The sequence below is a fragment of the Actinomadura madurae genome, from assembly GCF_900115095.1.
GTDB lineage: Bacteria > Actinomycetota > Actinomycetes > Streptosporangiales > Streptosporangiaceae > Spirillospora > Spirillospora madurae.
Window position 1 is genome coordinate 298,190 of the sequence record NZ_FOVH01000001.1, and the last position, 22,386, is coordinate 320,575.

The window sequence follows — 22,386 nt, forward strand, 5'->3', positions numbered from 1 at the left end:
CCGGTGCGGCTCACCGACCCCTCACCGGACGCCGATGTCGGTGTGCAGCCGGATCTGCCGGACGGGCTCGCCCATGTCGAGCGTGCGGGCGGTGCCGTCGGGCGCCCATCCGGCCGAGCCGAGGAACGACCGCGTGACCTCGTCGCCCTCGAACACCCAGGAGATCAGGGTGGCGAAGCCGTCCTCGCGGAGCAGGTCGACGGTGGCTGCGAGGAGCCGGCTGCCGTGCCCGGCGCGGGCGTGCAGCGGGTCGACGAGCAGCCCGATCAGCTCGGCGGTGTCGTCCGGGCGGGTGTCGGGGTCCTCGGCCGGCCCGTGCGCGGCGAAGCCGACGACCAGGTCGGACGCCACCGCGACCAGCAGCTGGTGCCGGGGGCTCGGCGGCGCCGTGGCGGCCTCCGCCCACTTCTCCCGCCACCGCTCCACGGCGGCGTCGCCGGTCACCTCGTCGAGGACGCCCGCCGGCAGCAGGTCGCGGTACCCGTGCCGCCACGCCCGCACTTGGATGTCTGCGACGGCGGCGGCGTCCGCACGCCGCGCGGGCCGCACCCCCACATCCGCCATGCCGTCCCACGTCCTCTCTCCGGAGCCCCGGCCTTCATCCGGAGACCCGGTCAACCCTAGCGAGCGCCGGTCAGGCGGGGGTGCGCCGCCGGGCCCGGTAGGCGCGCGTCTTGGTGCGGTTCCCGCAGGTGCTCATCGAGCACCACGCGCGCGACCGGTTCTTGGACGTGTCCACGAACGCCCAGCGGCAGGTGCCCTCCTGGCAGACCTTCAGCCGGGGCCAGGTTCCAGCGGACACCGCGTCCATGATCGCGGCGGCGATCCGGGCGAGCCCCGCGGCGGCCGTGCCGGGCGGGTCGAGCGGCAGCAGGACGGGGTGCGGGCCGGTCAGCTCGATCCGCAGCGGCAGGGCGGCCAGGGCGTCGTCCAGGTCGCCGGGGAGGTCGGCCTCCCGCGGCCCGTGGTTGGCGGACATGGCCTCGCGCAGGCCCTCGCGGAGCGTGAGCGCGGTGCGCAGGTCGGCGTCGCCGGCCCGCGTCCCGTCCGGGACGAGACCGCGCCCGGCGAGCCACCCGGCCAGGTCGCCGGGCGTCGCGAGCGCGTCCGCGGCGGACTCGACGTCGAGCGTGTTGACGAAGCCGGTCAGCAGCAGCGCGGGGTCCTCGTTCTCGCGGGTGTCGGCCATCACCCCTCCTGCCTTGTCCTCCTCAACCCTACCAACCGGCGACACCGCCATAAATGTTTCACCGGTTGCGCGACGACGACACCGGCATTAAGCTTTTGATGGTGTCAATGAACGGGAGGACGACATGAACGAGCTGCCGTACCTGGGGGCGCTCGCGACGCGGCACGCCTGGGCGGAGCGCGAGTACGCGCGCCTCCACGCCGACATCGTGGAGGCGAGGCTGGCCGCCCGCGCCCGGGCGGAGGTGAAGGCCGGCGAGCGGCGTGCCCGCTTCCGCGCCCTGGTCGGCGGCCTGCCGCTGCCGCGCCGCCACCGGCCGGCCCCGTACTGCGCGCGTGCCGCGGCGCGCTCCGCGGGCGCGGTCCGTCTCGCCGGAGGTGCGCGATGACCCCGAGGGTGGGCAACATCGTGATCGACTGCGCCGACCTGGACGCGATGGCGGCCTTCTGGGGCGGTCTGCTCGGCATGAGGACGTCGGCGGTGAACGCCGACTGGCTCGACCTGGAGCCGCTGGGGACGGGCGGCCCCGTCCTGTCCTTCCAGCGCGTTCCCGAGGGCAAGAAGGCCAAGAACCGGCTGCACCTGGACCTGGACGTCCCCGACGTCCGCGCGGCAGGCGAGCGGGCGGTCCGCCTCGGCGCGACCCCCGCCGCCGGCCTCATGGGCGACCCGGCATCCCCCTTCCAGGTGTGGCGCGACCCCGAGGGCAACGAGTTCTGCTTCTGCACCGCCTCATGACCGCAGGACGGCGGCGAGGCGGCGGACGCCCTCCGCCAGCTCCGCCTCCGAGGCCGCGGTCGCGTACCCGATCCGCAGGTACGGGGCCGGGGCCTCGGCGGGGAAGAAGGGCCGTCCCGCGCTGACCAGGACGCCGGCGCGCAGGGCGGCCTCCGCCAGGGCGGCGTCGTCCGCGCCGTCCGGCAGCCGGGCCCACAGGTGGAGGCCGCCCGCCGGACGGTTCACGCGCAGCTCCGGCAGGTCGCGCGCGAGCGCGGCGAGCAGCGCGTCGCGGCGCGACCGCAGGGCGGTCCGGACGGCGCGCAGGTGCCGCGGCCAGCCCGGCGAGCTGACCAGTTCCAGCAGCGTCTCCTGCAGCGGCCGCGCCGGGAAGAACTCCTCGACGAGCTGGGTGGCGCGGACCCGCTCGGCGACCGGGCCCCGGGCCGCCACCGCGGCCACCCGCAGGCTGGGCGCGGTCGCCTTGGTCAGGGACGCGATGTGCACGACCCGGCCCTCGCCGTCCGCGGCGATCAGCGGCGGCGGCGGGTCCGCGTCGATGCCGAGGTGGCGCGCGAAGTCGTCCTCGACCACGAACGCGCCGGCGGCGCGCGCCACGTCCAGCACCCGCTCGCGCCGCTGCGCGTCCAGCACGGCGCCGGTCGGGTTCTGGAAGGCGGGCTGCGTGTAGAGGACGCGCGCCCCGGTCATCGCGAACGCCTCGGCGAGCAGGTCGGGGCGGACGCCGTGCGCGTCCACCGGGACCGGCACCGGGTGCAGCCCGCCGGCCCGCGCCACCGCGAGGACGCCGAGGTAGGTCGGCGACTCGACCAGCAGGGGCGCGCCCGGCGGGAGCAGCGCCCGCAGGACGGTCGTCAGCGACTGCTGCCCGCCGCTGGCGATCACCACGTCGGCGGGGGTGACGCCGCCGCCGACGGTGCGGGCGAACCAGGCGCGCAGCTCCGGTACCCCGCCGAGCGGCGGCATCTCCCACGCGTCCGGCCGCCGGGCCGCCCGCGCCCCCGCCGCGGCCAGCGCCCGCACCGGCTGGAGCGAGGGATGCAGGTAGCCGCCGCTGAGCGCGGCCACGCCCTCGGGGGCCGGGGTGAGCAGCCACGACACCCCGGACGGATCGACGGACCGGTCCCCGAGCGTCACCGCCTGCCAGCCGAGGTCGGCCGGCTCCGGGACGGTCTCCTTGCGCTCCGCGGCGAACGTGCCGCTGCCCGGACGCGTCACCACCAGGCCCTCGGCGGCCAGCACGCCCAGCGCCCGGGACACCGTCACCGGGCTGACCCGGTGCCGCTCGACGAGCGCGCGGCTAGACGGGAGCCGCTCCCCGGGGCTCATCCGCAGGACGCCGGCGCGCAGCGTTCCGGCCAGCGCCATCACACTGCTATCGTCTTTCATGAGGAACCAAGATAGCGCTACTGTCCCCGCGCCGGTAGCGGATCCCGCCTTCGGCCCCGGCCTGTGGCTCGCCGGGCTGGGCGTCCTGATCTACTCCTTCACGCTGCCCGCCACGGTCTTCGGGCTCGACGGACTCGACCCGTACCTGATCGGCGTCGGCCGCTCCGCCGCCGCGGCCGTCCTCGCCGCCGCCGCGCTGCTGGCGGTCCGCGCGCGCCGCCCGCGCCGCGGCCAGTGGACGGGCCTCGCGGTGGTCGTGGCCGGCGTGATCTTCGGGTTCCCGGTGCTGTCCACGCTCGCCCTCGACCACGGCGCCTCGTCCGCCCACTCCGCGGTCGTCGTCGGGCTGCTGCCCGCCGCCACCGCCGTCTGCGGCGTGCTGCGCGCGGGGGAGCGGCCCTCCGGCGCGTTCTGGCTCGCGAGCGCGGCCGGCACGGCCTGCGTCACCGGCTTCGCCCTGGTCCGCGGCGCCGGCCGCGTCACGGCCGCCGACCTGCTGCTGTTCGGCGCGCTCCTCGCCGCCGCGGCCGGGTACACCGAAGGGGCCCGGCTGGCCCGCGACATGCCGGGCTGGCGCGTCATCTCCTGGGCGCTCGTGCTCGCCGCGCCCGTCACCGTCCCGGTGACCGCGTGGCTGCTCGCCACCACCCGTCCCGCCTGGACCGGGCACGCCGTCCTCGGCTTCGGCTACGTCGCCGCCTTCTCCGCCTACCTCGGCTTCTTCGCCTGGTACGAGGGGCTGGCGCGGGCCGGGATCGCCCGCGCCAGCCAGGTCCAGCTCGCGCAGCCGGTGCTGACGCTGGCGTGGTCGGGGATCCTGCTCGCCGAGGTGGTCGACGCCACGACCGTGCTCGCGGCCGTCGCCGTGCTGGTGTGCGTCGCCCTCACCCAGCGCACCCGCGTCCGCCGGGCCCCGCGGGACCCGGCGGAGCGGGCGCTCCTCAGTCCTTCACGATCTGGGCGAGGAGCGTGATGACGGCCACGCCCACGCCGATGGGGACGGCGAACCGCGGGGCCGCGGCGGTGAGTACGGCGGCGCCGACCGCCACGAGGACGATCACGAGCGTTCGGGTGCTGATCAGGGGGCGCGGCTCGCCCTGGCTCGGTGGGACTCGCATGCCGGCTCGACCTCCATCCACCTGGACGTAAGGACCGGGGCGGCTCCCCATCGAGACCACGGGGGCCGACACTGCCGAGCCGCCTCGTCTCCACAGGGTTCCCCCGCCGCGCCCGGCCGTCCCGCGCGGCGCGCGGCCTCGGCCCAACCATGATCATTTCGTGGCGGCGGTGTGGGAGCGGCGAGGGGGAATCCTGGCGTAGGGCGTTCGAGGTGCGTGGATGATCCGGGATCATTGCGCGATGAGGAGAATCGGGTGGGTCTGGCGGCTTCTGCGCTGGACGGGGTGGGCGGCGGCCTACGGGCTCGGCCTGGCCGCGCTCGTGCTCGCCGGGGCCTGGGTGTGGTGGCAGCAGGAGCCCGAGGCGCGCGGCACGGAGGCCAACGCGCTGTGGGCCCGGCACCAGTGGGTGGGAGAGCCGCACACGGACGCCGAGTACCGCGCGCTCGGGGAGTCGCTGAGGCGGCACCGCATCACCGACGTGTTCTTCCACACCGGCCCGTTCGAGCCGGACGGGTCGGTCCCCGCCGCCAAGTACCGGCACGCGCGGCGGCTCATCGAGGCCATGCGCGAGTACGCGCCGGGCGTCCGCGCGCAGGCGTACCTGGGGCAGATCCGGAGGGTGGACGGCAAGGGCGTCATCGACCTCGACGACCCGGCCGTCCGGGAGCGGGTCCTCCGGACCGACGCGATCTTCCTCGATCTCGGTTTCGACGGCATCCACTACGACTTCGAGCCCATCTACCCCGACGACCGCGCGTTCCTGACGCTCATGGACCGGACCCGCGAGCTGACCGGGCGCAAGGGCGCGCTGCTGTCGGTGGCGCTGGAGCAACTGACGCTCGTGGACGCCGCGCAGCCCGTCTACAAGGCGCTCCTGCCGCGCGGCGGGACGTCGTTCCACTACCCGCCGCGTCCGACGCGGGACTTCCTGCGCGCCGTCGCCGACCGGGCCGACCAGGTGGCGATCATGACGTACGACGTGTCGCTGCCGACGCGCGCGCTCGCCGGATGGCACTTCGCCCGGAACACCCGCGCGACGCTGGAGCTCATCGGCGACCGGACGACCGTCTTCATGGGCGTCCCCACCTACCGCCCTCTCGTGGAGTGGTCGGAGGACCTCTCCGTCGCGCTGCGTGGCGTCCGCCGCGGGATCGACGACCTGAAGCGGCCGCCGAAGCGGCCGTACGGCGTCGGCGTGTACGCGGAGTGGACCACGAACCCGGCCGAATGGGCCCGTTACCGCGCCACCTGGCTGCCCCGGACGACAGAAAGTCTTGGCGGCTGAGAAACCCGCCCGGTTACGTTTCGTTTCTTCCGTATGCCCAGGTAAAAAGGGGTGGATAGTCCGGGATGCCGGGGGGTAAGGCTCGGTGCGGACGGTCAGGATTCGACCTGCGGATGGCAAAGGAAGTGGGGACGAGGCCGATGGGCGTTCAGCAGTCCGCGCGGCACGACGCCGACAGGATCGGCGAGCTGGCAGCCGAGTTCGCCGGCTGGCGGATCGGACGGGGCGGGTCCGGCCTCTGGTGGGCCGTCCGCGGCAACGATCTCGTGCGCACCCCCGACGTCGAGGAGCTCCGGGTCCGGCTGCACCAGATGACCGTGGGGTCACGTTATCCAACCGAGTCCGGGAAGTGGCCGGACTGACCCCGTAACGAGGCATTTGCGTGCCACGATGTCGGATGTGGGAGCCGCCGCCACGCGTACCCCCGAGCGTGTGGCGGCGGCTTCCTCCCATATTGGGGTAGGTCGGCTTCCACCTGCGGGTCCAAGACGATCGGCCGGAACGGTACCGTTCGTTGCATGGCACCCAGCACAACGACTGACGCTCCGTTCGGACGGATGCTGACCGCCATGGTCACTCCGTTCCTGCCGGACGGCGGCGTCGACTACGACGGCGCCGCGCGCCTCGCGACCCACCTGGTCGACGAGCGGCGCCACGACGGCCTCGTCGTCAACGGGACGACGGGCGAGTCGCCCACGACGAGCGACGAAGAGAAGAGCACGCTTCTGCGCGCCGTCATCGACGCGGTCGGCGACCGCGCGGTGATCGTCGCCGGTGCCGGCACGAACCACACCGAGCACACCCTGAAACTCGCGCGGCAGGCCGAGGCCGCCGGCGCGCACGGGCTGCTCGTCGTCACCCCCTACTACAACAAGCCCCCGCAGGAGGGCCTCGTCCGGCACTTCACGGCGGTGGCCGACGCCACCGGCCTGCCCTGCATGCTGTACGACATCCCGGGGCGCGCCGGGGTGCCGATCCAGAACGACACGCTCGTGCAGCTCGCCGAGCACCCGCGGATCATCGCCGTCAAGGACGCCAAGGGCGACCTGTTCGGCGCGTCCCGGGTGATGGCGCGGACCGACCTCGTCTGGTACTCCGGCGACGACAACCTCAACCTGCCCTGGCTGTCGGTGGGCGCCGCGGGGTTCGTCAGCGTGGTCGGCCATGTCGTCGGCGTCGAGCTCCATGAGATGATCGACGCATACCGCGCCGGTGAGCACGGGCGGGCGCTGGAGATCCACCGGCGCCTGCTGCCCGTGGTCACCGCCATCATGACCCGTACGCAGGGCGCCATCGCCGTCAAGGCAGCGCTGAACCTGCTCGGCCTTCCCGGCGGCGGCCCGCTCCGCGCGCCGCTGCTGGAGGCCCCGCCGGAGTTCGCGGCGCGCCTGCGCGAAGACCTCACGATTGGGGGAGTCAAAGTGCCCGAGGCAGTCATCCCGGAGGTCGCCCGGTGAGTCATCCTCACCCGGAGCTCTCGGACCCGCCCGCACCGCCCGAGGGCGGCCTGCGCATCGTCCCCCTGGGCGGGCTCGGGGAGATCGGCCGCAACATGACGGTGTTCGAGTACGGCGGTCGCCTGCTCGTCGTCGACTGCGGCGTGCTGTTCCCCGAGACCGAGCAGCCCGGAATCGACCTGATCCTGCCCGACTTCGAGTACATCAGGGACCGCCTGGACGACATCGAGGCCGTCATCCTCACGCACGGCCACGAGGACCACATCGGCGCCGTCCCGTACCTGCTGCGCGAGCGCCGCGACATTCCCCTCGTCGGCTCCCGGCTCACGCTGGCGCTGCTGGAGGCCAAGCTCACCGAGCACCGGATCAAACCCGTCACCGACGTGGTCGTGGAGGGCGAGCGCCGCACCTTCGGGCCGTTCGGCTGCGAGTTCCTCGCCGTCAACCACTCGATCCCGGACGCGCTCGCCGTCGCCATCCGCACGTCCGCCGGCCTCGTCCTGCACACCGGCGACTTCAAGATGGACCAGCTCCCGCTGGACGGCCGGCTCACCGACCTGCCCGGGTTCGCCCGGCTCGGCGCCGACGGCATCGACCTGCTGATGGCCGACTCCACCAACGCCGAGGTGCCCGGCTTCGTCACCAGCGAGCGCAACATCGGGCCGGTCGTGGACGAGGTCTTCCGCACCGCGCGGGAGCGGCTCATCGTCGCCTGCTTCGCCTCGCACATCCACCGCGTCCAGCAGGTCCTGGACGCCGCCGTCGCCAACGGCCGCAAGGTCTGCTTCGTCGGCCGGTCGATGGTCCGCAACATGGGCGTCGCGCGCGAGCTCGGGTACCTGAGCGTCCCCGAGGGCGTCATGGTCGACCAGAAGGAGATCGACGACATCCCCGGCGACCGGCTGGTGCTGGTGTGCACCGGCTCGCAGGGCGAGCCGATGTCCGCGCTGTCGCGGATGGCGAACCGCGACCACTCGATCCGCATCACCGACCGCGACACCGTGATGCTGGCGTCGTCGCTGATCCCCGGCAACGAGAACGCGGTCAACCGCGTCATCAACGGGCTCACCCGGTGGGGCGCCCGCGTCGTCCACAAGGGCAACGCGCTGGTGCACGTGTCCGGGCACGCGTCCGCGGGCGAGCTGCTGTACGTGCTCAACGTGACCAAGCCGGCGAACTTCATGCCGATCCACGGCGAGTGGCGGCACCTGCGCGCGCACGCCAAGCTCGCGGCGCTCACCGGCGTGCCGGAGGAGGGCGTCGTCATCGCCGAGGACGGCGTCGTCGTCGACCTCGTGGACGGCCGCGCGAGCATCGTCGGCGCCGTCCCGGCCGGGTACGTGTACGTCGACGGCCTCTCGGTCGGCGAGGTCACCGAGACCTCGCTGAAGGACCGGCGCATCCTCGGCGAGGAGGGGTTCGTCTCCATCGTCGTCGGGATCGACTCCACGTCCGGCAAGCTCGTCGCCGGGCCCGAGGTGCACGCCCGCGGCGCCGGCATCGTGAACGAGGACTTCGACGAGGTCATCGCGCGGATCGAGGAGGTGCTGCGGGACGCCGCCGGCGACGGCGTGAACGACGTGCACCAGATCGGCCAGCTCATCCGGCGCACGGTCGGCAAGTGGGTGAGCGACAACTACCGCCGCCGCCCGATGATCGTCCCGGTCGTCGTGGAGGTCTGAGCGCCAGGGGCCGGACGGCCGCGGGCTCCCGCGGCCGTCCGTTCCCAACACGCCCGTCCGCCATCCCTGGAACCGCTGAGGTCCTTGGTTACTCTCATAACCATGGCCACACGTGCGTCCGGGGGCGCGAAAACCTCCTCGCGTGCGGGGGGCACGGCTCGCAAGGCCGCAGGTTCGTCCCCCCGGAAGCGACCGAGCGGCACCGCTAAGGGCGGGCGCGGCTCGGGCCGGGGGCGTCCCCCGGCGAAGCCCGACCCGATCCCCATGGCGGTGCTCGGGTTCTTCAAGCTCCTGTTCAGGCTGTACCTGCTCGCGGCGGTCGCGGTCGGGTCCGTCTTCCGCGCCTACGGGCACGGCGCCCGCAACCTCGACCCCGAGCACCGCCGCGACGGCCTCGGGCTGGCGCTGCTCGGCTCCTCGATCGTGCTGGCCTCGGTGACCTGGTTCCGCCCGGACGGCGTCGTCACGATCGCGCTGGAGAAGGTGGTGCGCGGCGGCCTCGGCATCATGGCGATGGCGCTGCCCGTCCTGCTGGCGCTGCTGGCCTGGCGGACGCTGCGGCATCCCGAGCACCACGAGGACACCGGCCGCATCGTCATCGGCATCACCGCGCTCGGCGTCGGCGTGCTCGGCGTCCTGCACATCGCCGCCGGCGTCCCGTCCCCCGCGAAGGACATGGACGGCGTCCGCGAGGCGGGCGGCGTCGTCGGCTGGCTGGTGTCGGCCCCCCTGGAGGCGGCGCTGAGCGGATGGGTGGCCGTCCCGCTGCTGCTCCTGCTGTCGGGGTTCGGGCTGCTGGTGGTGACCGCGACGCCGATCGCGAAGGTCCCCGAGCGGGTCACCGACCTGTGGGCGATGGCGACGCTGCAGAACCGCCCCGAGCGCCCGGCCGCCGGCGAGAGCGAGGACGGCGAGGCGCCGAAGAAGCGGCGCCGCAGGAAGAAGGCCGAGGAGGGCGAGGGCGAGCTGGAGGTCGGCGAGCACTCCCGGCCCTACGACACCCCCCTCCTGGAGGACGTCCCGAACAAGGCGGACCGGCCGAGGCGCGACCTCGCCGACGAGCTGTTCGAGCCCGACCCGTTCGGCGGCGCCGAGGTCCCGCCGCCCGCCCCGCCCGGCGACGACGAGCCGGCGGACGAGCACGTGGCCGGCGCGTCGATGCCGGACGCCCCGGACGCCCCGGAGCCGGCCGAGGTGCCCGACCCGACCCCGGCGCCGCGCCGGTCCGAGCAGCTGCCGCTGTCGTCGTCCGGCGAGATCTACATGCTGCCCGACCCGTCGGCGCTGCGTCCCGGCAGCGTGTCCAAGCCGCGCACGAAGGCCAACGACACGGTGGTGAACGCGCTCACCGGCGTGCTGGAGCAGTTCGACATCGACGCGCAGGTCACCGGGTTCACCCGCGGCCCGACGATCACCCGGTACGAGATCGAGCTCGGCCCCGCGGTGAAGGTCGAGAAGGTCACCGCGCTGACGAAGAACATCGCCTACGCGGTGAAGAGCGCCGACGTGCGCATCATCTCCCCGATCCCCGGCAAGTCGGCGATCGGCGTGGAGATCCCGAACACCGACAAGGACATCGTCAGCCTCGGCGACGTGCTGCGCTCGCCCGCCGCGACGAACGAGCACCACCCGATGATCGTCGGCCTCGGCAAGGACGTCGAGGGGCGCACGGTCGTCGCCAACCTGGCGAAGATGCCGCACATCCTCATCGCGGGCGCGACCGGGGCCGGCAAGTCGACGTGCATCAACGGGCTCATCACCTCGGTCCTGATGCGCGCCACGCCGGACGAGGTGCGGATGATCCTCGTCGACCCCAAGCGGGTCGAGCTGACGATGTACCAGGGGATCCCCCACCTCATCACCCCGATCATCACCAACCCGAAGAAGGCCGCGGAGGCCCTCGAATGGGTCGTCGGCGAGATGGACCGCCGCTACGACGACCTCGCCGCGTCCGGGTACCGGCACATCGACGACTTCAACAAGGCGGTGAAGGCGGGCAAGCTCACCGCCCCGCCCGGCAGCGAGCGCGTCTACACGCCGTACCCGTACATGCTGGTCATCGTGGACGAGCTGGCCGACCTGATGATGGTCGCGCCGCGCGACGTGGAGGACTCCGTCGTCCGCATCACCCAGCTCGCCCGCGCCGCCGGCATCCACCTCGTGCTCGCCACGCAGCGCCCGTCGGTGGACGTCGTCACCGGGCTCATCAAGGCCAACGTCCCGTCCCGGCTGGCGTTCGCGACCTCCTCGCTGTCCGACAGCCGCGTCATCCTCGACCAGCCGGGCGCGGAGAAGCTCGTCGGCCAGGGCGACGCGCTGTTCCTGCCGATGGGCGCGAGCAAGCCGATGCGCATCCAGAACGCCTACGTCGCGGAGAAGGAGATCCACGGGATCGTCGACCACTGCAAGGGGCAGATGGAGGCGAGGTACCGGGAGGACGTCGGCGCGTCCGGCGCGCCGAAGAAGGAGATCGACGAGGAGATCGGCGACGACATGGACCTGCTCGTCCAGGCGATCGAGCTGGTCGTGTCCACCCAGTTCGGGTCGACGTCGATGCTGCAGCGCAAGCTCCGCGTCGGGTTCGCCAAGGCCGGACGGCTGATGGACCTGATGGAGAGCCGCGACATCGTCGGGCCGAGCGAGGGCTCCAAGGCGCGGGACGTGCTGGCCAAGCCGGACGATCTCCCGGGCGTCCTCGCGGAGTTGCGCGGCGGCGGCTGAGCGCGGGGCGCCGGGGCATTGCGGAATGATGCGAAATCTTGCCCTGTTTCGAACGTGTTGGCTGTCGCCCAGCGGGCATTGCCGTTTCTAGACTGGTGCCGCAATCATGCGGAGTCGGCCACGAGCGCCCTCAAAGGAGGCCCGGCGTGAGCATCGGTGAGACCTTGGCGGAGCAACGTCAGCGGGCCGGTCTCTCGGTGACACAGGTGAGTCTCCAGACGCGGATACGCGAGACCGTCATCCGCGGCATGGAGGCCGACGACTTCTCGGCGTGCGGCGGCAACTTCTACGCCCGCGGACACATCCGCAGCATCTCGCGGGTCATCGGCATCGATCCGGAACCGCTCGTCGCCGAGTTCGACGCCGCGCACGGTGGCGCCCCGCAGCCCGTCTCGGCGGTGTCGGCGTTCGAGCCGGAGCAGCCCGTCGCGTTCCGCGAGCGCCGCGCGCCGAACTGGAGCGCCGCGATGGCGCTCGCGCTCGCCCTCGTGGTGATCTACGGCGTGATCCAGGTGGTCGGCAGCGGCGGCGGCGGTGAGCACCGCACCGCGCAGCAGGTCGCCGGGACCCCGGCGGCGCCCAAGCCGTCGCCCACCCCGTCCGCGCGCAACGACGGCCCGGTCGCGCAGGCGCCGCGCACCAAGGTCGAGGTGAGCGTCGAGGCCAAGCGGACGACGTGGCTGAACGTCCGCGGCGACAAGGGCGAGACGCTGTTCAGCGGGATGCTGCGCGAGGGCGACCAGAAGGACTTCAGCGCCAAGAAGAAGGTGCGGATGGTGATCGGCGTCGGGGGCAGCGTCGACCTGACCGTCAACGGCAAGCACCTGGGCTCGCCCGGCGAGGGCGAGGGCGTGCAGCGGCTCACCTTCGACCGCGACGACCCCGAGCCCGCGTAGGCCGCCCGGACCTCGGCCCCGCCGACCCGTCCGGACGTGCGCGCCCATTACCTTAGGGGCATGTCGACTCGCCGCAAGGTCTCGCTCATCACGCTCGGCTGCGCCCGCAACGAGGTCGATTCCGAGGAGCTCGCCGCGCGCATCGAGGACGCGGGCTGGGACGTGGCCGACGGCGCGGACGGCGCCGACGTGGTGGTCGTCAACACCTGCGGGTTCATTGAGGCCGCCAAGAAGGACTCCATCGACACGCTGCTGGCCGCGCACGACTCCGGCGCAAAGGTCGTGGCGGCCGGCTGCATGGCCGAGCGCTACGGCAGGGAGCTGGCCGAGGCGCTGCCCGAGGCAGACGCGGTGCTCGGCTTCGACGACTACACCGCGATCGGCGAGCGGCTGGACGACGTCATGGCGGGACACGCGCACGCCGCGCACACGCCGCGCGACCGGCGGACCCTGCTGCCCATCAGCCCGGTCGAGCGGTCCTCCGCCGGCGTCGCGATCCCGGGGCACGGCGGGCCGGCCGACCTGCCGGACGGGATGGTCCCCGCGTCCGGCCCGCGCGTGCTGCGGCGGCGCCTCGGCGGCGGCCCGGTCGCGCCGCTGAAGCTGGCGTCCGGCTGCGACCGGCGCTGCACGTTCTGCGCGATCCCGGCGTTCCGCGGCGCGTACGTGTCGCGCCCGCCGGAGGAGGTGCTGGAGGAGGCGCGCTGGCTCGCCGGGCACGGCGCCCGCGAGCTGGTGCTCGTCAGCGAGAACTCCACGTCGTACGGCAAGGACCTGGGTGACCTGCGCGCGCTGGAGAAGCTGCTGCCCGGCCTCGCCGCGGTGGACGGGATCGAGCGCGTGCGGGTCAGCTACCTGCAGCCGGCGGAGACGCGGCCGGGGCTCATCGAGGCGATCTGCGGCACGCCCGGCGTCGCCCGGTACTTCGACATGTCCTTCCAGCACGCGAGCGGGCCGGTGCTGCGGTCCATGCGCAGGTTCGGGGACCGGGAGCGGTTCCTCGGGCTGCTCGACCAGATCCGCGCGCTGGCGCCGGAGGCGGGCGTCCGCTCCAACTTCATCGTCGGGTTCCCCGGCGAGACCGAGGACGACTTCGAGGAGCTGGCGGAGTTCCTCACGGCGGCCCGCCTCGACGCCGTCGGCGTGTTCGGCTACTCCGACGAGGAGGGCACGGAGGCCGCGAACCTGGACGGTAAGCTCGACCCCGCCGAGGTCGCCGCCCGGGTCGAGGAGCTGTCCGCGCTGGCCGAGGAGCTGACGGCGCAGCGCGCCGAGGACCGCGTCGGCTCGCCGGTGCGCGTCCTGCTGGAGGACAAGCTGGAGGACGGGGCGGAGGACGGCGCCTTCGAGGGCCGCGCCGAGCACCAGGCGCCCGAGGTGGACGGGACGGTCCTCGTCCGCGGCGCGGGGCTCGCCCTCGGCGAGATCGTGGCCGCCCGGGTCACGGGCAGCGACGGCGTGGACCTCATCGCGGACGTCTCATGATCGCCGGCACCCCGGATCCGGTCGCGGGTTCCCCGGAACCGCCGCAGGCGGGCGTGTGGAACATCGCCAACGCGCTGACGCTCGCCCGGATCGCGCTGGTGCCGGTGTTCGTGTGGCTGTTCTTCCTGGACGGCACCGGCTGGCGGCTCGCCGCGTTCGCGGTGTTCGCCGTCGCCTCGATCACCGACAAGATCGACGGCGACATCGCGCGGGCCCGCGGCCTGGTCACCGACTTCGGCAAGATCGCCGACCCGATCGCGGACAAGGCGCTCACCGGCGCGGCGCTGGTCAGCCTGTCGGTGATGGGGGAGCTGTGGTGGTGGGTGACCGCCGCCATCATGGTCCGGGAGATCGGCATCACGGTGATGCGGTTCGCCGTCATCCGGCGCGGGGTGATCCCGGCCAGCAAGGGCGGCAAGCTGAAGACGATGCTGCAGGTCGTCGCGATCGGCTTCTACATCCTGCCGGGCCCGCTGGACTACCTGCGCTGGGTCACGATGGGCGCCGCCCTCGTCGTCACCGTGGCGACGGGCATCGACTACGTCGTCCAGGCCTGGCGCCTGCGCCGCACAGGTTCTGAGACCTCCTGAGAGGGCGCCGAGAGGCGCTCAGAGCCCGAGCAGCGCCGGTGCGTCGGCCAGCGCGCGCCAGTGGGACCCGGGATCGGGGACGAGCCGCCGCCTCTCCAGGTCGAGCAGTCCGCCGAGGCTGCTGATCTCGGCGGCCAGGGACCCGTCCGCCTTCCGCAGTTCCTGCCGCATGCGGAACGTCTTGCCCTCGCCCCAGTGGAACGTGCACGTGATGTCGACCTCGTCGCCCGCGCGCAGTTCCCGGTGGTAGCGGATGGTGTTCTCCAGGGTGACGGGCCCGACACCGGTCGCGATCAGCTCGTCCACGGAGATGCCGGCCGCGCGCAGGCACTCCCAGCGGGCGTGGTCGCCGTACTGGTGGTAGACGGCGCTGTTGAGGTGTCCCTGGGTGTCCAGTTCGTAGGCGCGCACGGTGACCCGCACCGTGAAGGAAGGCGTCACGGGTTCTCCTCCTCCTCCTCCTCATATCCGGCGAGCCATTCGCGGGACTTGGCCGTGAGGTAGCGCAGGCCGTCGCCGCCTATCTCGACCCAGTCGCCGCGCGTCCAGCCGCCGGTCGTCTGCGGCGCGAAGCCGTGCCGCTTGAACAGCGCGGACGCCTCGTCCTTGCGGAGGCCGCCGGGCCCCCACTCGCGCATGACGCGGGCCATGCGCTCCAGCTCCCCGGGCTCGTCGGGGCCGTCCAGGGCGCCGGCGATCTCCTCCAGGCCGCGTGCGATGAGCCGCAGGCCCGCCTGCAGCCGGGCGCGGTCGATCGGTTCGTCCACCTGCCCATCGTAGATCGATCGCTAGCGATCGCCAAGCGATGAGGAGGCGGTCAGCTCCTCGCCCACGTGCAGGGCGCCGAGCGCGCGGGGGATGCCGAGCCGGCCGAACACGACCTGCCGGGCGCCGTCGAAGCGCTCGGTGCGGTAGCCGGCCAGGGCGCGCAGCGGCTCCGGAGACCGGCGGGCCGTCTCCTGGTCGGTGTTGATGATGACGCAGCGCCCGCAGGGCCGGACGAGCTCGATCTCCGCCTCGTCGCCGCGCAGCCCGGTGACGGCGTCCTCGCCGTACGGGCCGAGGCCGCGCAGGACGATGTTGGGCCGGAAGCGGGCCATCGGGAGCCGGCCGCCCATCCGCCGGTTCAGGTCGTCCAGCGACTCGGCCGACAGCACCGAGACCGGGTAGCCGTCGGCGTAGGCCAGGGTCCCGCCGCCGAGCGCGGTGGGACGCGTCCCGGTGAAGCGGACGAGGCGGCAGGGGAGTCCGAGGGCGCCGGAGAACCATGCGGCGGCCTCGTCGCCCTGGTCGATGCCCTGGCACGGGCGGTGGTGCACGGTCACGTCGACGGCGGGCCCGCCGGACACCTCGCACACCAGCGGCGCGGGCGCGAGCGGTGTCCGGACGGTGAGCTTCACACCGTCGAACTCCGGGCGGACCAGGGCGAGCTCGGGGGCCTCCCGCTGCGACAGGTGGCGCCCGTCCGGGCGGACGAGCATGAACTCCCGGTCGTGGCGCAGCCCGTTCGGGGTCAGGGCGGCCGCGGTGAGCGCGACGGCCCCGGCACTCTTGATCGGGAAGACGTTCAGCCCGGCGACGACGGCTCTCATGCGACGGACGTTACGGACCGATCCTCCGGGCGGCCAGAGAAACGGGCGATACTTGACACCGATTCGTCAGCTTGGAGGACGGGCGGGGATGGCGGGACAGGACTTCACGTATGCCGAGGTAGGGGCGACGCGCGACGCGGAGCGCCCGGCCGGGTACCGGCATCTGCGGCACCGGATGCTCGTCGGCCGGGGTCCGGCGGCGTTCCGGAACGCGGCGGACGCGGTCATGGAGTTCTGGATGCACCGCGCGCTCCCCGCCCGGGTGGAGGCGTCGGCTCCGCGCGCCGCCCCCGGCGTGAGCGTTGTGGTGGGCCTGGGCGCCGGGCCGCTCCGGTTGCGGGCGCCCTGCCGGATCGTGTGGACGCGCGAGGAGGAGCGCTACGTCGGATGGGCGTACGGGACGCTTCCGGGCCACCCGCAGTCGGGCGAGGAGTCGTTCGTCGTGCACCTGGACGAGGAGGGCGACGTGTGGCTGACGGTCACCGCGTTCAGCCGTCCGGCGACGGCGCCGGCGCGGCTGGCGGGCCCGTTCGGGCGGGCGTTCCAGCGGGCCTACGCCCGCCGGTGCGGCGCGGTGCTGCGCGGGCTGTCGCGCTCTTGAGCACGCGAGCGGGCCGCGGGAACACGCCCACCCCGGTCGTGATCCCGCGGCCCCGTATTCGCGGGTGCTGCGGTAACGATTATCCCCTCCGCCCGGCCGCGAGGACGCACCCGCGGAGTGAGTTTTGACTCACACCGTTACCGGACCATCAGCCTCATGTCGGGCTTCCAGCGCGAATCCGCACCGGTAGATTCGAGGCCCTGCGGCGTGCGGACGGCGGACAGGGGGACGCGATGCGGGTCGAACTGCTCACCGTCGGGGACGAGCTGCTCCTCGGCGACACGGTCAACGGCAACGCGGCCTGGCTCGGCCGCCGGCTCACCGACCACGGCGCCGACGTCACCCGCAGCGTCGTCGTCGGCGACGAGACGGACGTCATCGTCGCGGCCGTCACCTCCGCCCTGGAGCGCGCCGACGCGGTCATCACCACGGGCGGTCTCGGCCCCACCTACGACGACGTGACCCGGGACGCGCTGGCCAAGGCCGCCGGTGTCGCGCTCGTCCGGGACGCGGCCCTGGAGCGGCGGCTGCGCGAGCGGGTCGCCAGGGCCGGCCGCGAGCTGCAGCCGATGGCGCTGCGCATGGCGGACGTCCCCGAGGGCGCCCGGGTGCTGGCCAACTCCGCCGGCTCGGCGCCGGGCCTGCGGGTCGAGCTGCCCGGCGGGACCGTGTACGCGCTGCCCGGCGTCCCGTTCGAGATGCGCACCATCATGGACGAGGTCGTGCTGCCGGAGCTGGCGGAGATCGCCGGGCTGCCCGCGGTGGCGCGCCGCACCCTGCGCACCGCCCGGCTGTGGGAGTCGGTGGTCGCGACCCGGCTCGCCGAGGTCGAGGCGATGGACGGGGTGAAGCTCGCCTACCTGCCCGACCCCGCCGAGGTGAAGGTCCGCATCACCGTGGCGGGGGCGGACGCCGCGGGGCGCCTGGCGGGCGTGGAGGCGCGCGTCCGGGAGCTGCTCGGCCCGGCCGTGTACGGGGTCGAGGACGAGTCGCTCGCGCTGGTCGTGCACCGGCTGCTCGCCGGGCGGGGCGAGACCGTGGCGGCGGCGGAGTCGCTGACCGGCGGGCTCATCGGCGCGGAGCTGACCCGCACGCCGGGGTCGTCGGCCACCTACGGCGGGGGCGTCGTCGCCTACGCCACCGATGTGAAGCGGCGGCTGCTGGGCGTTCCCGGCGAGCTGCTCGCCGCGCACGGGGCCGTCCACCCGGACGTGGCCGCCGCGATGGCCGCGGGCGTCCGGGACGCCCTCGGGACGACGTACGGGCTCGCGGTCACCGGTGTCGCCGGCCCCGACCCGCAGGACGGGCATCCGGTGGGAACGGTCTACATCGGACTGGCCGGTCCGCAAGAATCGCGCACGGTCGTCGGGCCGCGGCTGCCCGTGCCCGGGAACGGACCGGAGACCCGCGGGGTCGTGCGCCGGATGACGGTCGTACACGCTCTTGAACTGCTGAGACGTCGCCTGCTGGGGCTTGACGCGGAGGACGGGAACGGCGAAGGTCGGGTGGATCGGGAAGATCCGGGCTGATTACAGCGTTACGTTCCGAGCGAACACGAAATCAACGGTCTGCCATGGCCACCGTCAAGCCGGGTACGGTGGAACCGGCAGATGGTCCGAACTGAGGGAGGGAGCGAGACGATGGTCCTGCTTCGCCAGCTGCTCGGTGACGTACTGCGGCAGCTGCGGCTGCGCCAGGGACGCACCCTCCGTGAGGTGTCCGCGGCCGCGCGGGTGTCGCTCGGCTACCTGTCCGAGGTGGAACGGGGGCAGAAAGAGGCTTCTTCGGAGCTGCTGTCCTCGATCTGCAAGGCCCTGGGCGTCCCGCTGTCGCACGTGCTGAGGGACGTCGCGGATCAGCTCGCCTTGGCCGAGCTGCAGCACGAGCCCGTCATGGCGGGCGCGCCGGAGCACGAGCGGATCCCCGCCGAGCGGATCCCCGAGACCCCCGAGGAGATCACCGGCGAGTTCCGCGGCGACATGGTCGCGGCCTGATCCCCGGCCCGTTTCCGGGCCCGTTCTCATGCGCCGACCGGGGCCGCGGGTGTGCGCGGCCTCACGCATGAATGCGACATTTCCGGGGATCGTTCCGTGTTGTGAGGGATAACCGTAACGATGCGGAAGGAGCCCGACATGGCGGCGATCAAGAGCCCGCTCGGCGAGGCCGACCAGAGGGTCGCGGGGGACGCCCTGCAGGGCGCTCTCATCGACCTCATCGATCTGGCCCTGGTGGCCAAGCAGGCGCACTGGAACCTGACGGGGCGTAACTTCAAGGTCGTCCACGAGCACCTGGACGAGATCGTCACTCTCGCCCGTGCCGGCCAGGACGACGTCGCCGAGCGCGCCGTGACGATCGGCGTGAACCCCGACGGCCGTGCCCGCACGGTCGCCGACAAGAGCAAGGTCCCGCAGCCGGAGGCCGGATACCTGGACGACGACAAGGTCGTCGCCGCGATCACCGACACCCTGGCGCAGATCATCGGCCGGTTCCGCGAGCGGATCGCGGCGACCGACGAGCCGGACCAGGTGACCCAGGATCTGCTCATCGGCATCACCGCCGGACTTGAAAAGCAGCACTGGATGTTCCAGGCGCAGACCTGATACGCGTTCCGGCCCGCCCATGGCGCCGCGATTCAGGCGCACCGGACGGACGAGACACCATAGACGGCCCCGGCCCCGCACCGCTTCGGTGCGGGGCCGGGGCCTTCCGGCGTTCCGGTGCCGCCGGGCCCGGAATGTGGAGATTATGAGGGATGCGCCTTCTCAGCAGAGCCGTCACACTCGGCGCCGCGGCGCTCGCCCTCGCCGCCTGCGGGGCCGGGGGCGAGGGAGCGGGCCGGCCCTGCACGGCGATCGGGTCCATGCCGGGCCTGCGGCTGGCCGTGCCCGCGCCCGACGCGGCCCGGATCGACACCGCGTCCCTGCGGGTCTGCTGGAACGGGGAGTGCCGGGAGCCCCGCATCGAGCTGCACCCCACGTCGACGACGGTCTCGACCGGCTGCGACGGCGACGAGCCCGACGCCGTCTGCGGGGCGTCCGCGTCCCCCGACGGCGGCAAGGCAGGCTTCGCGCAGGTCGAGGGACTCCCGAAAGAGCCCGTCCGGGTCACGGTCAGGCTGCGCGACGCGGACGGCCGGACGGTGCTCGACCAGAGCCTCGACGTGACCCCGAAGGCCACGTTCCCCAACGGGCCGGGCTGCGGGGAGGGCCGTCCGCAGGCCGTGCTGACGGTCGCGAACGGGCGGGTCGGCGTGCGCTGATCACGTCCGCAGGTGGTCCAGGACGGTGTCGGCGAACTCGACGGCCAGCGGGCTCAGGGCGTCCCACCGGCGGGCGGCCCAGCCGGCGGTGAGCGGCGGCAGGTCCCGGACGGGGACCAGGCGGACGTCTCCCGTCCCGCCTCCCCAGCCCGGCAGCGCCGGCAGGATCGCGTGGCCGAGGCCGAGCTCGGCCAGCAGCAGCGCCGTGTCCCAGTCGGCGACGCTCGTGGTGGACGCCAGCCGCACCCCGTGCCGCTCCAGGTGCATCTCCAGGTGCACGCGGGACGTGGAATGCGCGGGCAGCTCGATGTACCGGATCCCGGACAGGTCGTCCAGCGCGATGGCCTCCCGGCCCGCCAGGGGATCGGCGGCGTGCACCGCGAGCATCCACGGCAGCTCGCAGGACGCCCGCTGCTCGACCCCTTCCAGCGGCGGCCCGATCGTCACCCAGGCCAGGTCCGCGGTGTGCGCGCGGACCGCCTCCAGGCACCGCCGGCTCGACCCGGCCGTCTCGAACTGGAGCGCGGCCTCGGGGTGGCGGGCGCGGAACACGGCCACCCCGGCCGCCATGAAGTGCCGGACGGTGGTCGCGCCGGTCGCGATCCGGACGGTGCCGCCGACGCCGCGGCGCAGGTCGTCGAGCCGGCGCAGCGCGGCGTCGAGCCCCGCGATGCCCTCCGCCGCGGCCTCGTCCAGGATCCGCCCCGCGCGGGTCGGCACCACGCCCCGCGGGCGCCGCTCCAGCAGGACCAGCCCGGTCTCCCGTTCGAGCCGCTTCACGTGCTGGCTGACGGCCGACTGGCTGCACGACAGGTCGCGCGCGACGGCGCTCAGGTTGCCGGACGCGCACACGGCCACGAACACGCGAAGATCGTCCAGGGTCACCGACCCAAGGTAGAGCGAAGGGGTCGATAAGGAAACCCGAGAATTGACTTGGGGCTGTCGTGGGCCGACGATCGGTCGTACGGGCGCGGGATCCGGCGACCCGGACAGGCGGCGACCCGCCCTGGGCACCTCGGGGGAGGGCGGGCGCCGACCCCTAGCCGGCGGCGGGCTGGCAGCGCGGGCACCAGTAGGTGATCCGCTCGCCGGGCCCGGCCCCCTGGTCCGCGCGCTCGATCCGGGTTCCGCAGCGGCGGCAGGGCCGCCCGGCCCGCCCGTACACCCAGTGCTCCCGCCCGCGCGACCGGTCGCCCGTCGTGATGTGGCCGTGCCGCTCCTTGTTGGCGTCCAGCAGCCGGTGAGAGAGCCGCACGAGGCCGGGAAGGTCGGGAACGTCCCTCACCCGGGTCCACGGATGCACGCCCCGCAGGAAGAGGATCTCGGCCTTGTAGACGTTGCCGATCCCGGCGAGCCGCGTCTGGTCGAGCAGTGCCTCGCCGATCGCCCGGTCCGGCCTCTCGCCCAGCCGGGCCACGGCCTCGGCGGCCGTCTCCGCGTCCCAGGACGGGTCGAGCAGATCGGGCCCGAGATGCCCGACCGTGCCGTCCTCCTCGGCGGTGCGCAGGAGCTCGACGATGCCGAGCGAGTGGCCGACCGCCTGCCACTCCGCGTTCTCCAGCACCAGCCGCACCCGATGATCGCGCGGCACGGCTCCGGACGCGCCCCTCGTTGGGGGACGACCCCCCACACCCCCCGCGGAAGAACGCCGGACTTGCCAGCGGCCCTCCATCATCAGATGCGTGTGGATGGTCAGCCCGCCCTCCACCCGCACGAGGAGATGCTTGCCCCGCGACACCGCCTCCAGGACCGTCCGCCCGCGCAGGTCGACCGTGGCCAGCCGCGGGACGCGGAAGTCGGAGCGCGTCAGCGCCCGCCCGGCCAGCGCCTCGTGCAGCCGCCGGGCGGTCAGCCAGACGGTGTCCCCCTCCGGCATCGGCCTCCCCTCAGATCAGGGAGGGGCTCTCCCAGGCGGACGGGTCCTCGGTCAGCTTCCGCACGGGCGCGGGCAACTCCTCGGCCGCGATGTGCGCGAGGGTGACCTGCTCCAGGATCGCCCGCTCGCTGGCGCGCAGCGCGATCCACACCTCCTGCAGCGAGCGCGCGGGCCCCTCGTACCCGACGTGCTCGGGACGCTCGCCCCGGACGCCGAGCAGCGGCCCGTCGATCGCCCGGATGATGTCGGCGAGGGATATCCGCTCGGCCGGGCGCGCCAGCCAGTAGCCGCCCTCGGGCCCCCGCTGGCTGCGGACGAGCCCGGACCGGCGGAGCTGGCCGAGGATGTTCTCCAGAAACTTGGGCGGGATCTGCTGCGCCTCGGCGAGCTGCACGGCGGTCACCGGGTGACTCCCGGCGACCGCCAGCTCGGCGGCGGCGCGCAACGCGTAGTCGACCCTGGCGGACAATCGCATGTAGGCATTATCCCTTGCCGATCGGACCAC

26 protein-coding genes are annotated in these 22,386 nt (G+C 73.6%); 16 read left to right on the forward strand and 10 right to left on the reverse strand.

Going from position 1 to position 22,386, the window contains the following annotated elements:
• Positions 1-21: 21 nt before the first annotated feature.
• Positions 22-564 carry a GNAT family N-acetyltransferase gene (locus BM339_RS01480; protein WP_075019689.1) on the reverse strand — a complete coding sequence of 181 codons (543 nt, stop codon included), beginning with the start codon at positions 562-564 and terminating at the stop codon, positions 22-24.
• A 70-nt stretch (positions 565-634) separates the two neighbouring features.
• On the reverse strand, positions 635-1,189 hold the full coding sequence (locus tag BM339_RS01485) for a CGNR zinc finger domain-containing protein (protein WP_075019690.1): 555 nt from the start codon (positions 1,187-1,189) through the stop codon (positions 635-637).
• A 124-nt stretch (positions 1,190-1,313) separates the two neighbouring features.
• Between BM339_RS01485 and BM339_RS01490 the strand changes: the two genes are divergently transcribed.
• Entirely contained in the window at positions 1,314-1,577 is a 264-nt protein-coding gene (locus tag BM339_RS01490; protein ID WP_024934639.1) for a hypothetical protein, read from the forward strand.
• Positions 1,574-1,927 (forward strand): VOC family protein, encoded by a 354-nt coding sequence (locus BM339_RS01495; RefSeq protein WP_024934638.1) that lies wholly within the window; start codon positions 1,574-1,576, stop codon positions 1,925-1,927. Before BM339_RS01490 ends, BM339_RS01495 begins: the two co-directional genes overlap by 4 nt.
• Here BM339_RS01495 and BM339_RS01500 read toward each other — a convergent pair.
• The gene (locus tag BM339_RS01500) at positions 1,922-3,316 is read right to left on the reverse strand and encodes an aminotransferase-like domain-containing protein (protein ID WP_075019691.1); all 1,395 of its coding nucleotides are present in this window, start codon (positions 3,314-3,316) and stop codon (positions 1,922-1,924) included. The two genes, BM339_RS01495 and BM339_RS01500, sit on opposite strands and share 6 nt — an antisense overlap.
• On the opposite strand from BM339_RS01500, the gene BM339_RS01505 reads away from it, so the two are divergent.
• On the forward strand, positions 3,315-4,289 hold the full coding sequence (locus BM339_RS01505; protein WP_083597167.1) for a DMT family transporter: 975 nt from the start codon (positions 3,315-3,317) through the stop codon (positions 4,287-4,289). The two genes, BM339_RS01500 and BM339_RS01505, sit on opposite strands and share 2 nt — an antisense overlap.
• On the opposite strand, the gene BM339_RS49530 is transcribed toward BM339_RS01505, so the two are convergent.
• The gene (locus tag BM339_RS49530; RefSeq protein WP_021598442.1) at positions 4,258-4,434 is read right to left on the reverse strand and encodes a hypothetical protein; all 177 of its coding nucleotides are present in this window, start codon (positions 4,432-4,434) and stop codon (positions 4,258-4,260) included. The two genes, BM339_RS01505 and BM339_RS49530, sit on opposite strands and share 32 nt — an antisense overlap.
• Before the next feature lie 241 nt (positions 4,435-4,675).
• On the opposite strand from BM339_RS49530, the gene BM339_RS01510 reads away from it, so the two are divergent.
• The 8 genes from BM339_RS01510 (at position 4,676) to BM339_RS01545 (ending at position 14,553) form a co-directional block, all read left to right on the forward strand.
• Positions 4,676-5,722: a glycoside hydrolase family 18 protein gene (locus BM339_RS01510; RefSeq protein ID WP_244938851.1), complete on the forward strand. Its 1,047-nt coding sequence runs from the start codon at positions 4,676-4,678 to the stop codon at positions 5,720-5,722.
• Between the two features lie 140 nt (positions 5,723-5,862).
• Positions 5,863-6,084 carry a hypothetical protein gene (locus BM339_RS01515; protein WP_021598440.1) on the forward strand — a complete coding sequence of 74 codons (222 nt, stop codon included), beginning with the start codon at positions 5,863-5,865 and terminating at the stop codon, positions 6,082-6,084.
• A 156-nt stretch (positions 6,085-6,240) separates the two neighbouring features.
• Entirely contained in the window at positions 6,241-7,179 is a 939-nt protein-coding gene (gene dapA / locus BM339_RS01520) for a 4-hydroxy-tetrahydrodipicolinate synthase (protein ID WP_075019692.1), read from the forward strand.
• On the forward strand, positions 7,176-8,861 hold the full coding sequence (locus BM339_RS01525; protein WP_021598438.1) for a ribonuclease J: 1,686 nt from the start codon (positions 7,176-7,178) through the stop codon (positions 8,859-8,861). Before dapA ends, BM339_RS01525 begins: the two co-directional genes overlap by 4 nt.
• 102 nt (positions 8,862-8,963) lie before the next feature.
• Positions 8,964-11,582 (forward strand): DNA translocase FtsK, encoded by a 2,619-nt coding sequence (locus BM339_RS01530; protein WP_075019693.1) that lies wholly within the window; start codon positions 8,964-8,966, stop codon positions 11,580-11,582.
• 146 nt (positions 11,583-11,728) lie between these two features.
• Positions 11,729-12,478 (forward strand): helix-turn-helix domain-containing protein, encoded by a 750-nt coding sequence (locus BM339_RS01535; protein WP_024934634.1) that lies wholly within the window; start codon positions 11,729-11,731, stop codon positions 12,476-12,478.
• A gap of 60 nt (positions 12,479-12,538) precedes the next feature.
• The gene (gene rimO, locus BM339_RS01540) at positions 12,539-13,963 is read left to right on the forward strand and encodes a 30S ribosomal protein S12 methylthiotransferase RimO (protein ID WP_075019694.1); all 1,425 of its coding nucleotides are present in this window, start codon (positions 12,539-12,541) and stop codon (positions 13,961-13,963) included.
• Positions 13,960-14,553, forward strand: coding sequence for a CDP-alcohol phosphatidyltransferase family protein (locus BM339_RS01545; RefSeq protein WP_021598258.1), 594 nt, complete (start codon positions 13,960-13,962; stop codon positions 14,551-14,553). The genes rimO and BM339_RS01545 overlap by 4 nt, the downstream gene beginning before the upstream one ends.
• 18 nt (positions 14,554-14,571) lie before the next feature.
• On the opposite strand, the gene BM339_RS01550 is transcribed toward BM339_RS01545, so the two are convergent.
• The 3 genes from BM339_RS01550 to BM339_RS01560 are packed head-to-tail and all read right to left on the reverse strand — an operon-like array spanning position 14,572 to position 16,145.
• A complete protein-coding gene (locus tag BM339_RS01550; RefSeq protein ID WP_021598259.1) occupies positions 14,572-14,994 on the reverse strand; it encodes an acyl-CoA thioesterase in 423 nt (140 codons plus the stop codon).
• Positions 14,991-15,320, reverse strand: coding sequence for a hypothetical protein (locus tag BM339_RS01555; RefSeq protein WP_075019695.1), 330 nt, complete (start codon positions 15,318-15,320; stop codon positions 14,991-14,993). Before BM339_RS01555 ends, BM339_RS01550 begins: the two co-directional genes overlap by 4 nt.
• A gap of 21 nt (positions 15,321-15,341) precedes the next feature.
• The gene (locus BM339_RS01560; protein ID WP_075019696.1) at positions 15,342-16,145 is read right to left on the reverse strand and encodes an MOSC domain-containing protein; all 804 of its coding nucleotides are present in this window, start codon (positions 16,143-16,145) and stop codon (positions 15,342-15,344) included.
• A gap of 88 nt (positions 16,146-16,233) precedes the next feature.
• On the opposite strand from BM339_RS01560, the gene BM339_RS01565 reads away from it, so the two are divergent.
• From BM339_RS01565 to BM339_RS01585, 5 genes are all read left to right on the forward strand, one after another.
• Complete coding sequence (locus BM339_RS01565) at positions 16,234-16,746, forward strand: DUF1990 family protein (RefSeq protein ID WP_075019697.1); 513 nt, start codon at positions 16,234-16,236, stop codon at positions 16,744-16,746.
• Positions 16,747-16,979: 233 nt separating this feature from the next.
• Positions 16,980-18,275 carry a CinA family nicotinamide mononucleotide deamidase-related protein gene (locus BM339_RS01570; RefSeq protein ID WP_021598263.1) on the forward strand — a complete coding sequence of 432 codons (1,296 nt, stop codon included), beginning with the start codon at positions 16,980-16,982 and terminating at the stop codon, positions 18,273-18,275.
• A 111-nt stretch (positions 18,276-18,386) separates the two neighbouring features.
• Positions 18,387-18,740: a helix-turn-helix domain-containing protein gene (locus BM339_RS01575; protein WP_021598264.1), complete on the forward strand. Its 354-nt coding sequence runs from the start codon at positions 18,387-18,389 to the stop codon at positions 18,738-18,740.
• 138 nt (positions 18,741-18,878) lie between these two features.
• Positions 18,879-19,346 carry a Dps family protein gene (locus BM339_RS01580; protein WP_021598265.1) on the forward strand — a complete coding sequence of 156 codons (468 nt, stop codon included), beginning with the start codon at positions 18,879-18,881 and terminating at the stop codon, positions 19,344-19,346.
• A gap of 152 nt (positions 19,347-19,498) precedes the next feature.
• Positions 19,499-20,005 (forward strand): hypothetical protein, encoded by a 507-nt coding sequence (locus BM339_RS01585; protein ID WP_075019698.1) that lies wholly within the window; start codon positions 19,499-19,501, stop codon positions 20,003-20,005.
• Here the strand turns inward: BM339_RS01585 and BM339_RS01590 are convergent, their stop codons facing one another.
• From BM339_RS01590 to BM339_RS01600, 3 genes are all read right to left on the reverse strand, one after another.
• On the reverse strand, positions 20,006-20,890 hold the full coding sequence (locus BM339_RS01590) for a LysR family transcriptional regulator (protein WP_075019699.1): 885 nt from the start codon (positions 20,888-20,890) through the stop codon (positions 20,006-20,008).
• Positions 20,891-21,044: 154 nt separating this feature from the next.
• Complete coding sequence (locus BM339_RS01595) at positions 21,045-21,881, reverse strand: DNA-formamidopyrimidine glycosylase family protein (protein ID WP_075019700.1); 837 nt, start codon at positions 21,879-21,881, stop codon at positions 21,045-21,047.
• 10 nt (positions 21,882-21,891) lie between these two features.
• On the reverse strand, positions 21,892-22,356 hold the full coding sequence (locus BM339_RS01600; RefSeq protein ID WP_075019701.1) for an RrF2 family transcriptional regulator: 465 nt from the start codon (positions 22,354-22,356) through the stop codon (positions 21,892-21,894).
• Positions 22,357-22,386 lie beyond the last annotated feature (30 nt).